11 protein-coding genes are annotated in these 11,937 nt (G+C 72.3%); 3 read left to right on the top strand and 8 right to left on the bottom strand.

The features are described from left to right. The first annotated feature begins 67 nt into the window (after window positions 1-67). Window positions 68-1,633, top strand: coding sequence for a sugar transferase (locus K0V08_RS03805; protein ID WP_079533117.1), 1,566 nt, complete (start codon window positions 68-70; stop codon window positions 1,631-1,633). Between the two features lie 15 nt (window positions 1,634-1,648). Here K0V08_RS03805 and K0V08_RS03800 read toward each other — a convergent pair whose 3' ends face one another. From K0V08_RS03800 to K0V08_RS03765, 8 genes are all read right to left on the bottom strand, one after another. Next, the gene (locus K0V08_RS03800) at window positions 1,649-3,073 is read right to left on the bottom strand and encodes an oligosaccharide flippase family protein (protein ID WP_012038295.1); all 1,425 of its coding nucleotides are present in this window, start codon (window positions 3,071-3,073) and stop codon (window positions 1,649-1,651) included. 34 nt (window positions 3,074-3,107) lie between these two features. Further along, complete coding sequence (locus K0V08_RS03795) at window positions 3,108-3,611, bottom strand: serine O-acetyltransferase (RefSeq protein WP_012038294.1); 504 nt, start codon at window positions 3,609-3,611, stop codon at window positions 3,108-3,110. Then, window positions 3,608-4,324: a glycosyltransferase gene (locus tag K0V08_RS03790; RefSeq protein ID WP_231689053.1), complete on the bottom strand. Its 717-nt coding sequence runs from the start codon at window positions 4,322-4,324 to the stop codon at window positions 3,608-3,610. The genes K0V08_RS03795 and K0V08_RS03790 overlap by 4 nt, the downstream gene beginning before the upstream one ends. Then, complete coding sequence (locus K0V08_RS03785; protein WP_079533115.1) at window positions 4,257-5,540, bottom strand: putative colanic acid polymerase WcaD; 1,284 nt, start codon at window positions 5,538-5,540, stop codon at window positions 4,257-4,259. Before K0V08_RS03785 ends, K0V08_RS03790 begins: the two co-directional genes overlap by 68 nt. Further along, window positions 5,537-6,769, bottom strand: a complete 1,233-nt coding sequence (locus K0V08_RS03780; protein WP_012038291.1) for a glycosyltransferase — start codon at window positions 6,767-6,769, stop codon at window positions 5,537-5,539. Before K0V08_RS03780 ends, K0V08_RS03785 begins: the two co-directional genes overlap by 4 nt. Then, window positions 6,766-7,701 carry a polysaccharide pyruvyl transferase family protein gene (locus K0V08_RS03775; protein ID WP_079533113.1) on the bottom strand — a complete coding sequence of 312 codons (936 nt, stop codon included), beginning with the start codon at window positions 7,699-7,701 and terminating at the stop codon, window positions 6,766-6,768. The genes K0V08_RS03780 and K0V08_RS03775 overlap by 4 nt, the downstream gene beginning before the upstream one ends. A gap of 104 nt (window positions 7,702-7,805) precedes the next feature. After that, window positions 7,806-8,390, bottom strand: a complete 585-nt coding sequence (locus K0V08_RS03770) for an LbetaH domain-containing protein (protein ID WP_079533110.1) — start codon at window positions 8,388-8,390, stop codon at window positions 7,806-7,808. Beyond that, on the bottom strand, window positions 8,387-9,673 hold the full coding sequence (locus K0V08_RS03765) for a glycosyltransferase family 4 protein (protein WP_012038288.1): 1,287 nt from the start codon (window positions 9,671-9,673) through the stop codon (window positions 8,387-8,389). The genes K0V08_RS03770 and K0V08_RS03765 overlap by 4 nt, the downstream gene beginning before the upstream one ends. 170 nt (window positions 9,674-9,843) lie before the next feature. On the opposite strand from K0V08_RS03765, the gene gmd reads away from it, so the two are divergent. Beyond that, window positions 9,844-10,896 carry a GDP-mannose 4,6-dehydratase gene (gmd, locus tag K0V08_RS03760; RefSeq protein WP_012038287.1) on the top strand — a complete coding sequence of 351 codons (1,053 nt, stop codon included), beginning with the start codon at window positions 9,844-9,846 and terminating at the stop codon, window positions 10,894-10,896. Continuing rightward, on the top strand, window positions 10,893-11,897 hold the full coding sequence (locus K0V08_RS03755; RefSeq protein ID WP_079533106.1) for a GDP-L-fucose synthase family protein: 1,005 nt from the start codon (window positions 10,893-10,895) through the stop codon (window positions 11,895-11,897). The genes gmd and K0V08_RS03755 overlap by 4 nt, the downstream gene beginning before the upstream one ends. Window positions 11,898-11,937: the final 40 nt, after the last annotated feature.

Here is an 11,937-nt window from a genome sequence, read left to right as displayed (position 1 = left end):
CGCCTGTAGTCTCGATCCCAAGAGCCGACGGTGCCTCAGGGGGACGCACCATCGGCTTGGGGGGACGATGATCGAACAGAAGACCACGCACGACACGGCAGCACGGGAGACCGGCGCCCGTCGGCGCATCACGGACAGGTCCGCGAAGGGCCTGCGCGCCGACGCCGGCCCGGTCACCGAGGCGGACGGCCTCAGGGCCCACGACTGGCGGCGGACCTACGCGGTCGGGCTCGTCGTCACGGATCTCCTCGTCCTCATCTGGGTGGTCTTCGGCGTCCAGATCGCGTGGTTCGGGTTCGAGACCTCCGACGTCGCCTTCAACGGCGACTACGAGGGCGTCGCCGTGAGCTACTCGCTCATCTCGCTCGTCATCATCGCGAGCTGGATGGTGGCGCTCGGCCTGTACGGCACCCGCGGCTATCGCGTGCTGGGCACGGGGCCGCAGGAGTACCGGCTGATCCTCGACGCCACCGTGCGGCTGTTCGGGCTGCTCGCCATCGTGGCCTTCCTGGGTCGCATCGACTTCGCCCGCGGCTACATCATCATCGCGCTGCCGCTGGGGCTCGTCACGCTCGTGCTGAGCCGGTGGATGTGGCGGCAGTGGCTGAACGTCCAGCGCGCCAAGGGACGCTACTCGTCCCGCGTGCTGCTCATCGGATCCGAGGCGTCCACGGGCTTCCTCGCCCGCGAGCTCGCGCGCCAGCCCTACGCCGGCTACCACGTGGTCGGTGCGTGCATCCCCTCGGGCGTCATCGCGGCGACGCTGCCGGGCACCGGGATCCCCGTGCTCGGCAAGCTCGCCGACCTGCAGGCGGCCATGCGCGCGGTCGACGCCGACACCATCGTCATCGCCAGCAACGACGAGCTGTCGCCGGAGCGGATCCGCGAGCTCAGCTGGTCGCTGGAGCCCGGTCGCCAGCACCTCGTGGTCGCGCCGAGCCTCACCGACATCGGCGGTCCCCGCATCCACACCCGGCCCGTCGCGGGCCTCCCGCTCATCCACGTGGAGACGCCGCGCTACGAGGGCACCAAGCTCTTCGCCAAGCGGGCGTTCGACATCGTCGCGAGCACGCTGATCCTCGTGCTCGCCTCCCCGCTGTTCCTCGCGATCGCCATCACCATCCGGCTGAGCACGCCGGGGCCGGTCCTCTTCCGCCAGGAGCGCGTGGGCATCAACGGGCGCCCCTTCCAGATGCTCAAGTTCCGCACGATGGTGACGGATGCGGAGGCGCGTCTGCTGGAGCTCGAGAAGCAGTCGCGCGACGCGGGCAACTCCGTGCTCTTCAAGATGAAGGACGACCCGCGGGTCACGCCCATCGGCCGGTTCCTCCGCCGGTACAGCCTCGACGAGCTGATGCAGCTCGTGAACGTCCTCAACGGGAGCATGTCGCTCGTGGGGCCGCGCCCGCCGCTGGCCCGAGAGGTGGAGGCGTACGAGACCAAGGTGCACCGGCGCTTCCTCGTGAAGCCGGGCATCACGGGGCTCTGGCAGGTGAGCGGCCGGTCCAACCTCTCGTGGGAGGACAGCGTCCGTCTCGACCTCTACTACGTGGAGAACTGGTCGATCGTGGGCGATCTCGTCATCCTGTGGAAGACGGCGAAGGCCGTGCTGGCGCGCGAGGGGGCGTACTGAGCGGAGGCGCCGCGATCAGGCCGCCCGGCGTCGTCGTCGCATGATGACGGCGAACGCGAGCACCGCGATCATCCCGCCCATGCCGAGATCGAGGACGGTCTCGACGAGGCTGGAGTCGACGAACTCCCCGACCACGATGCAGACGAGGGCGGTGAGGCCGCCCAGCCCGATCGCCATGGGCAGCAGGCGCGCGAGGAACAGCCGCCGGGGCACCGATCCGAGCATGCACCACGCGGTGATGGTGATGGCCGGCGAGACGACGAACGAGTTGATCACGAGCACGCCGGCGAGGCCGCCGGTGAGCGCGCCGACGACCACGCCCGCGAGCACGGTGTAGTTGAGGACCGCGTCCACCGTGAGGGCCCGCGAGTGGTGACCGGCCACGAGGGCCCAGCGTGCCGGGATGGCGACGATCATGGACGCCGCCAGTCCCCAGGACAGCGGCATGAGCGCGCCCGCCGTGCGCCACTCGTCGCCCAGGAGCACCTGCACGAGGTGCGGGCCGCTGAGGGAGATCGCGAGCGCGAACGGCACGCCGACGGCGATGACGACCGCCGCGAGGCGCCGGAGCTGGTCGTCGGCGCGACCGGCCAACCGCGCCACCGCGAGGTCGCGGATGGCCATGGGATTGAGCGCCTGCTGCGCCTGCTGGAGGGGCCCGATGAGGAACGAGTACGCGCGCGAGTACTGCGCCAGGGCGACCGGGCCGAGCAGGATGCTGACGAGCAGGTTGTCGCCGTTGCGGGCCGCGAACCCGGCGAGCTGGCTCTGGTACGTGCCGTGCATCGACGTGTAGAGCTCACGCGCGGCCGGGCGGACGGGGACGCGCGAGGGCAGGTCGGCACGTCCGCGCCGGATCCACGCGGCCTCGAACGCCAGCCAGCGCACCGCCGCGATGACGAGCTGGCTGCTCGCCGCCGCCCACAGGCTGTCCGTGAGGAGGAGGGCGCCGATCGCGACGACGTTGCCGACGAGCACGCTCGAGAGGTCGACCAGCGAGACGTAGCGGAGCTGCCGGGCCGCGATGAGGAAGGCGCGGGGCGTCATGGACGCCATCGTGATGGGCAGCGCGGCGCAGAGGACCACCCACATCGCGTCGGCGTCGAGGGATGTTCCGACCACCAGCGCGACGGCGGCCGTGAGCGCCGCGGCGACCGCGGCGACGACCACGGCCATGCGGCGCCAGGTGCGCGCGGACTCCAGGTAGCCGGGCGTGTGCGTGAGCACGGCCTGCGGGACGCAGATGTCGAACAGGACAGCCACGCACGCCGTGACCGTGAGGGCGAGGAAGTAGACGCCGTAGTCGGAGGGGCCCAGGAGCCGGGCGGCGAGGGTCGCGGCGACGAGGCCGACGGCGGCGATGATCGCCTGCGCGGCGAGCGGCCACACCGACGAGTCGCGGCTCCGGGCGCCCCGGGCCGCGCGGTCGTCGGCGCTCATCGCGCGCTCGGCCGGGCGGCGGCGCGGGGTCGGGTCACAGCACGCGTCCCGGCACGCCGACGACGGTGGCGCCTGCGGGGACGTCGCGCAGCACCAGGGTCATGGCGCCGATGGTGCTGCCGTCGCCCACGTGGATGGGACCGAGGATCTGGGCGAACGCGCCCACCTGCACGTCGTCGCCGATGACCGGCACGTCGTCGCCCTTCTTCGCGCCGATGGTGACCCCGTGCCGCATCGTGAAGCGGGCGCCGATGCGCGCCTGCGGGTGGACGATGACCGTGCCGAAGTGGTGGATCATGATGCCCGGCCCGATCTCGACCGACCGCGGGATGTCGATGCCCGTCACGAGTCGCACCACGCTGTAGAGCCCGACGTGCAGCACGTGGGCGGGGAGGCGCACGGCCCGCGAGCACGTGCGGGTCCAGCGTCCGTACCGGTAGACGGACACGGCCCAGAAGGACGGCTGCAGGAGCCACGCGCCGCGGCCGTAGCGCGCGCGGTCGGCGGCCCAGCGCCCGCGTTCGTCGGGGGCGCTCACGACGTCTGCACCGTGCGTCGGATGCGGCTCGCCGTGTGCAGCGCCCGGCTCGCCCAGCGGACCGGCACGGGCGTGCGCAGCGTCTCCGCCTGCACCCGCGCCGCCTCGACGGCGATCTCCTTGGCGCGCACCTGCGACATGCCGCCGGCCGCGAACACCGCGAGGGGCACGTGCACGACGACCGGGCGGACGCCCGATCGGAGCAGCCGGGCCGTGAGCTCGTAGTCGCCGACGACGCGGAAGCGGAGGTCGTATCGGGCGCCGCGGATGCGGGAGCCGGGATACAGGATCGCCTGATGGGAGGTGGGCAGCCCGTGGTGGATGTAGATGGGCGGCCGTGCCTTCCGCAGGATCTCGCCGCGCCCGGTGTCGAGCAGGTAGTCGCCGAGGAGCAGCTCGTCGTCGCCCGCGGCGCGCAGGATGCCGGACAGCAGCTCCCAGGACTCGACGTGCGACCGGTCGCCGCCGTTGAGGAACCAGACGAAGCTGCCCGTCGAGCGGGAGATGCCCTCGTTCATCGCGTCGTAGATGCCGTCGTCGGGCCCGCTCGAGAGGTCGACAGGGACGCCCGACGAGCTCACGACGTCGTCGAGCCCTTCCCCCGTGCCGCCGTCGACGACGATGACCTCGATCGCGTCGCCCGCGTCATGGACGAGCTGGCGCACCGACCCGAGCGTGCTGCCGAGCCCCGGCAGGTCCCGGAAGGTGACCACGACGACGGACAGGAGCGGAGGGGGTACCGGCATGGGGAGCGACCAGGCTTTCGTTGCAGGCGACGAGCGTCGCGATGAGGAGGGCGGTCATGACGGCGTACTCGGGCAGCATGATCCCGCCCGAGAAGAATAGGGTCCCGAAGAGCCACAGCGGCGCGACCGCCCCCCAGGTGGAGCGGCCGCCGCGCAGCATCGCCCGCAGCGCCATGACGGCGAGGGCCGCGATGAGCACCAGGCCGATCCAGCCGAAGTAGAACACCAGCACGTAGAGGCCGTTGTCGAGCGAGGTGCCGAGCTCCGCGCCGTTGTACAGGTCGTAGCCCAGCAGGATGTTCGACACCGAGCCGAGCGCGTGGCCGATGGGCGTGTGCAGCAGCGTGTCCCCGAGGACCTGCAGCGGGGCCACGAGCCGGTAGTTCGTGCTGGACCCGGAGGTGCTGAAGCTCTCCAGGCGCGATTGCAGGTAGGTGCCGCTGGCGACGCCCACGACCGCGAGCCCGCTGAGGACGACGATGCTCGCGCCGGGCCGGGATCGGAGCGCGACGACGACGCCGATGATGAGCAGCAGCAGCAGCCCCGTCGCGGAGCGCGACATGAGGACGCCGAGGATGCCGACGGCGATGGTGCCGCGGAAGTGGCGGCCGGTGAGCAGCGAGATGAGCGTGAGGGTGCCGATCACGAACGCGTCGTAGGACGGTTCCAGGAAGAAGCCCTGCGCGCGCGGGACGGGGTTGAACTGGAGGTAGGGCTGGTACTCGTAGAGGTACTGGAAGCGCCCGAACACGTTGAAGAACGCCTCGCTGCCGAGCGTCCCCGCGGCCACCTGGAGGACCGACAGGCCGACGACCAGCAGCAGGGTGACGGAGATCGCGGTGGAGAAGGCCCTCGAGCCGATGAACCCCGGGTCGAGCCCCGCGGATCCGGCCACGATCACGATGACCGCGAGGATGAACAGGGCGAGCGTGCGGAGGAACGACAGCGGATCGCTGCCCTCCATGCCGGTCACGAGCGCCGCCGACGCGGTGAGCGCCACGACCGCGCAGAGCGCGAGGATGAGGCGGCTCGCGTACCCGCCGCGCGACAGCAGGAGGATCAGGGGCACGCCCACCACCAGCCCGAGCGTCACGGGGTAGCCGGCGGCCTGGACGATCATGAAGTGCTGGCCGATGATGGCGACGCCCATCAGCCACGCCTCGCGCCGGTAGCTGCGGGTCACGCGGACACCAGCTCCTCGTAGACGGCGCGGTACTCGTCGGCCATGCGCCGCGGGTCGAAGCGGCGGACGTCGCGCGTCTCGCGATCCGCCCGGCCGCCCGCGCGCTCGTCCGCGAGGAGCGCCGCCGCGAGCTCGGATCCCGTGCCCACCACCGTGACGTCGGGGTGGTCGCCGAACTCGCGGATCGCCGGCGAGTCGACGGCGAAGACCCGCATGCCCGCCGTCAGCGCCTCGGAGACGGTGAGCGGGAAGTAGTCGACCCGCGAGGTGAAGACGAGGCGGTCGTGGCGGCGCATCACGCGGGCCAGCTCGACGCGGTCGCCGGTGGCGGGCAGGCGCGCGGCGCCGGGCGCGTCCTCGGGTGCGTCGTCTCCCATGATGGTGAGCCCTTCGGTCGTGTCCGCGGCGATGGCACGGAGCGCGTCCCAGTCGACCTTCGCCGGATCACGGAGGTCGCGGCAGATGAACAGCGCCCCCGAGCGCGGCGCGTCCGATGCTACCCGTGCCGCCGTCGCCTCCGACCAGAACGCGCGGTCGACGGAGTTCGTGATCGTGCGCACGTCGTCGAAGCCCGCCGTGGCGGCCTCGGCCGCGAGCCAGTGCGCGCAGGCCACCACGGCGGACGGCACGGCCCGGCGGAGGGCGGCGATGTCGTCGCGCCTGCGGGTGAAGACGCGCGCGGCGTTGTCGACGCGGGCGGGCGGGTACGCCGCCAGGTCCGGGCAGCGCGGGCAGCCGTCCTCCCAGAGCCGGCACGTGCCGGGCTGGGCGCAGCGGCCGGTCATGATCCACTGGTCGTGCAGCGTCCACACCACGGGCGTGCCGGCGGCGGCGATCTCGCGGAACAGCCACCTCGGCGGCAGCCAGTAGCTGTGGACGATGTGCAGGTGCACGACGTCGGCGGCCGCGATGGCCGCGCGCAGCTCCTCGCGGCGGCCGGCCGCCGGACGCACGACCTCGGTGCCGACGACGAGGTGCGCCGCCATGTTGAGGGCCGCGCGCGGGCGGGACGTGACGCGGAGCGACGAGCGGGCGTCCGCTCCGCCGGAGTCGCGACCGCCGGGGCCGTAGCCGTAGGCGAACGAGCCGTCCACGCCCAGCTCGGCCAGCTCGTGCATCAGCGTCCGCGCGACGCCGGCCGCGCCGCCCTCGCCGAGCCGCACGCTGAGGTGCAGGACGCGGAGGGCAGGGGCCGCGGAGCCCGGCTGCGTGGCGGGGGCGCCGCTCATCCGGCCACCGGGAGCTGCGCCTTCCAGGCGGTGATCTGGTCATACGGGAGCCGCACGTCCAGCGGCGCGCGGCGCTCGACCGTCGCGCGGATCGCGTCCCTCTCACCGCGGGCGTGCACGGGGAGGCCGGTGTCGCGGCTGATCTCCAGCGCCCGGTTGTCGACGGCGACGATGACGCCCCACGCCCCCGTCTCGAGCGCGCGGACGCCGCCGTGGAGGCGCGTGCCGATGTAGTCGGAGTCGCCGGCGGCCAGCAGCGCGTCGTACGCGGCGAGCGTCGGCTCCGCGGTCGTGAAGTCGCCCTGCAGGGTGCGCGCGTAGGCGGCGTCGCGGATCGACTGCGGCCAGATGACGACGCGCTCGTAGTGCTCGGCGGCGAGGGCGATGAGCCACTCGTCCTCGGCGACGTCGCGGTTGTAGTCGGTGAGCGTCAGGATCGCCTGCGCGGGACGCGGGCTCTCGACGCCGTTGTGCCGGTCGAGGCCCCACATGGTCGGGCACGCGGTGTTCACGACGTGGAAGCCCATCCGCTCGAGGCGCACCTTGGTGTACTCGTCGCGGACGGAGTGCACGAGGTCGGGGGCGAGGACCTCCTTGAGCATGCGCGTCGTGTAGCGGTTCGGCTCGTCCTGGTACTGCCACCAGCCGACGCCGAGCAGGACGACCTTGTGCTTGAGGCTGCGCGCCACGATCGGGTCGAGCTTCCACTGGCGGTACCAGGGCATGTTCGAGGAGAGGAGGTTCGTGCCGCCCACGATCGCCAGCTCGGCGTCGGCGGCGGTCCGGCGCTGGCTGCGCGTCAGGCGCGTCTGCGTGGGCAGGCTGCCGGAGATCGGCACCACGCCGTCGAGCGCCCGGAGGACGTTCTCGCGGATGATCTGGTCGCCGATGTTGGCCGACGAGATGGAGGGATCGAGCAGGAGTCCGTTCATGGTGGAGCCTTCGTTCGGGGCGGCGCCGACGGCAGGTGCGGTCGACGGCGGAGCGGGGAGCGCACGGGGCGCGGGGCGCGCCGGGGGCGCGGAGGACGAGCGCGTCAGCGGCGTCCGGCGAAGCGCGAGCCGACGACGGCGCAGTCCGGGCCGGAGACGATCGCGTCGGCGGGCACGTCGCCCGCGACGACGGTCATCGGCCGGGCCAGCGCCGAGCGGCCCACGTGCGCGCCGCCGAGGACCAGGCAGCGCGACGTGATCCACGCGCCCGGCTCGATGACGATCGGGCGCGTGATCAGGGCCATGTCGCGCCGGTGCGCGTGGCTGCCCGTGGTGAGCATCGTCTCCTGGGAGAGGACGACGTCGTGGCCGACGGTGATGAGGTCCTGGTTGTGGAACCAGACGCCCTCGCCGATCCACGAGCGGTCGCCGATGCGCAGCTTCCACGGGAACCTCACCCGCGTGCGCGGCCGGAAGACCACGCCGTCGCCGATCTCGGCGCCGAACGCCCGGAGCGCGCGGACGCGCAGCGACGAGCTGATCTGCCACGGGTTCGTGACGAGGAGCAGCTCGACCACGGCCCAGAGGTAGACCGTGCGCTTCGGACGGTCCCAGGCCTGGTGCTCGCCGGGCGCCTGGGAGAGGTCGATCACCGGGACGGCGGTCGAGGGATCCTGCGCCGCCGTCACGCGCGCACCCCGGCGCCCATGGTGGCCAGCGACTGCGCGAACCGCACGTACCTGGCATGGGCGCTCACGGGCGAGTACCGGTTCTGGTACATCCGCTGCGCGGCGGTCGTGAGGACCGCGGCGCCCTCGGTGTCGCAGCGCAGGTCCTGCGCCGCCTGGAGGAGCCGTTCCGGGTCGCCCGGCGGGATGATGGCCGCCGCCCCGTGCTCGCGCACGACGCTCTCGGTGATGCCGCCGTCCTCGACCGCGGCGATGATCGGACGCCGGCTGCTCGTGTACGACGTGAGCTTCGACGGCATGCTCATCTCGCGCACTCCCGGCTTCTCGTTCAGCAGGAGCGCGTCGGCCGCGGCCAGGGCGTACGGGTAGTCGTCGCCGTCGAGCGGCGGGACGAAGCGGAGCGACCGGATCCCGGCACCCTGCGCCTCGAGGGCGGCCCGCTGGTTGCCGTCGCCCACGAGCACGAACTCGATGCCGAGGTCGCGCTCGTCCGAGAGGCGCGCGGCCTCGACGACCGACTCCAGCCCCTGCTTCATCCCCATGTTGCCGGTGTGGACCACGGTGAACGCGTCCCGGGTCCAGCCGAGCCGGGTGCGGGCGGCCGCGGTGGAGACGTCCACCGGCGTGATGTGCGTGAAGTTCGGGAGCCCGGAGATGGATGCGTCGGGCAGGCCCTGCTGGATGAGCAGGTCGCCGAAGCGCGGCGTGATGACGCCGATGCGGTCGGCCCGGCGGAGGAGCGCGTACTCCCCTGACGCGATGAGGCGCGACGCGCGGCCCCCTGTGGTGCCCGACTCCCCCGCGGCGTTGCCCGTGAGGTCCTGGACCAGCACGCCGAACGGCCGACGGCCGCGACCCAGCGCTCCGGCGGCGAGGCCGGCGAGCGACGGCGTGACCGCGATGACGACCTCGCTCGTGTCCCTCCGTACCTCTCGGAGCGCCCCGCGCAGGAAGCTGGCCTCGAGCTTGGCCCGGCCCGCGAGGTCCGGCGTCTCCGGGATGGTGTGGCGGACGCGGGTGATGCGGACGCCGTCGCGCATCTCCTCCCATCGCCTGCCCTCGGCGTACCGCTCGTCCTGCAGCTTCCACTGCGGGTAGTGCGGTATCCCGGTGACCACGTGCACCGACGCCCCCGCGTCGGTGAGCGCCTCGGCCATCGCGGTCGTGTACGGCGCGATGCCCGTGGTCTCCGGCCAGTAGTTGATGCCGACCAGGCAGACCGTGAGGCCCCCCAGGTCCGCCGTCTGCGTGCGCGCAGCGTCGGTCGTGCTCAAATCCCCCATGTCCCCATTCTGGTGCCTGGAGGTTTCGATGTCGTTAACGGACCGCGCGGCGCCGTACCCCGATTGCCGCCGAGCGCCGCCGTCACGTTAGATTCGATCGGACGGACGGCCGCGCCGGGCGACTGCCCCGCCGCCGTCGCGTCGCATCGCATGAGAATCTGGGGGGATCCATGGCCAAGAAGGCTTTCATCACCGGCATCACCGGGCAGGACGGCTCGTACCTGGCGGAGCTGCTGCTCGCCAAGGGCTACGAGGTCCACGGCCTCATCCGCCGCTCGTCGACGTTCAACACGTCCCGCATCGACCACCTGTACCAGGACCCGCACGAGGACGGCGCGAAGCTCTTCCTCCACTACGGCGACCTGAGCGACGGATCGCGCCTCACGACGCTGATGATGCAGATCCAGCCCGACGAGGTCTACAACCTCGCTGCCCAGTCGCACGTGCGGGTCTCGTTCGACGAGCCGGAGCACACCGCCGACACGACGGGCACCGGCACCATCCGGCTGCTCGAGGCCGTGCGGCTGTCGGGCATCGAGACCCGCTTCTACCAGGCCTCCTCGAGCGAGCTGTACGGGGCCACTCCCCCGCCGCAGAGCGAGACCACGCCGTTCTACCCGCGCTCGCCGTACGGGGCCGCGAAGCTCTACAGCTTCTGGATCACGAAGAACTACCGCGAGGCGTACGACATGTTCGCCGTCAACGGGATCCTGTTCAACCACGAGTCGCCCCGCCGCGGCGAGACGTTCGTGACGCGCAAGATCACGCGGGCGGTCGCCGCCATCAAGGCCGGAACGCAGGACCACGTCTACCTCGGCAACCTCGACAGCATCCGCGACTGGGGCTACGCCGCCGAGTACGTCGAGGGCATGTGGCGCATGCTGCAGGCCGACGAGCCCGACGACTTCGTGCTCGCGACCGGCGGCAACTTCACCGTGCGCGACTTCCTCGAGACCGCGTTCTCGCACGCCGGCCTCGACTGGTCCGAGCACGTGCGGTTCGACCCGCGCTACCTCCGCCCCACCGAGGTCGACGCCCTGGTGGGCGACGCCACGAAGGCCCACGAGAAGCTGGGCTGGAAGGCCACGGTCGACACCACGATGCTCGCCCGGATCATGGTGGACGCCGACATCGCCGCCCTCGAGGCCGAGGGGCGCCCGTGGATCGACTCCGTGAAGCTCGCGAGCTGGGGCACGGCCGAGCCGACCGCGGCCGACGCGTGAGCGCCTCCGCCGCGTCCTCCGCCGACGAGCGGGACGCCGTCGCGTTCACGCCCGCGCCGCTCGACCGCTCGGCCCGGGTCTACGTGGCCGGCCACCGCGGGCTCGTCGGGTCGGCGATCGTCCGCCGGCTCGAGGCCGAGGGCTTCACCGACGTGATCGGCCGCACCTCAGCCGAGCTCGACCTCAAGGACCGCGACGCGGTCTTCGCGTTCTTCGCCGAGGCGAAGCCGGTGCACGTCGTGCTCGCAGCCGCGAAGGTCGGCGGGATCCTCGCGAACAGCACGTACCCGGTCGACTTCCTCAGCGACAACCTCCGGATCCAGGTCAACGTGCTCGACGCCGCGCTCGCGCACGGCGTCGACCGCCTGCTGTTCCTCGGCTCCTCGTGCATCTACCCGAAGCTCGCGCCGCAGCCGATCACCGAGGACAGCCTCCTCACCGGCCACCTCGAGCCGACCAACGACGCGTACGCGATCGCGAAGATCGCGGGCATCATGCAGATCCAGGCCGTGCGCCGCCAGTACGGGCTGCCGTGGATCTCGGCCATGCCGACGAACCTCTACGGGCCGGGCGACAACTTCTCGCCCCAGGGGTCGCACGTGCTGCCCGCGCTCATCCGCCGCTACGACGAGGCGCGCGCGTCCGGCGCGGAGTCGGTGACGAACTGGGGCACCGGCACGCCGCGCCGCGAGTTCCTGCACGTCGACGACATGGCCGCCGCGTGCCTCCACCTGCTGGAGCACTACGACGGGCCCGAGCAGGTCAACGTGGGCACGGGCAGCGACGTCACGATCCGCGAGATCGCGGAGACCATCGCGCGCGTGGTCGGCTACGAGGGACGTACGGAGTGGGACACCTCGAAGCCGGACGGCACGCCGCAGAAGCTGCTCGACGTGTCCAAGCTCGCGGACGCCGGGTGGACCTCCTCCATCGGGCTCGACGATGGCCTGCGCTCCACGGTCGAGTGGTACCGGGAGCACATCACGACGCTCCGGGAGTAGCCGCTCCCGTTCGGACCGACGGCCGTCGCGCACCCGCGCG

The sequence above is a fragment of the Clavibacter michiganensis genome (assembly GCF_021216655.1).
Taxonomy (GTDB): Bacteria; Actinomycetota; Actinomycetes; order Actinomycetales; family Microbacteriaceae; genus Clavibacter; species Clavibacter michiganensis.
The sequence above is the reverse complement of the archived record's forward strand: the minus strand, read 5'-3'. Positions and strand labels throughout refer to the sequence as shown.

Bases quoted from the DNA above. Each gene is read 5' to 3' on its own strand.
- K0V08_RS03800 (WP_012038295.1), bottom strand. From the start codon at position 3,073: ATGAGCGCCGACGACCGCGCGGCCCGGGGCGCCCGGAGCCGCGACTCG.
- K0V08_RS03805 (WP_079533117.1), top strand. From the start codon at position 68: ATGATCGAACAGAAGACCACGCACGACACGGCAGCACGGGAGACCGGC.
- K0V08_RS03775 (WP_079533113.1), bottom strand. From the start codon at position 7,701: ATGAACGGACTCCTGCTCGATCCCTCCATCTCGTCGGCCAACATCGGC.
- gmd (WP_012038287.1), top strand. From the start codon at position 9,844: ATGGCCAAGAAGGCTTTCATCACCGGCATCACCGGGCAGGACGGCTCG.
- K0V08_RS03765 (WP_012038288.1), bottom strand. From the start codon at position 9,673: ATGGGGGATTTGAGCACGACCGACGCTGCGCGCACGCAGACGGCGGAC.
- K0V08_RS03780 (WP_012038291.1), bottom strand. From the start codon at position 6,769: ATGAGCGGCGCCCCCGCCACGCAGCCGGGCTCCGCGGCCCCTGCCCTC.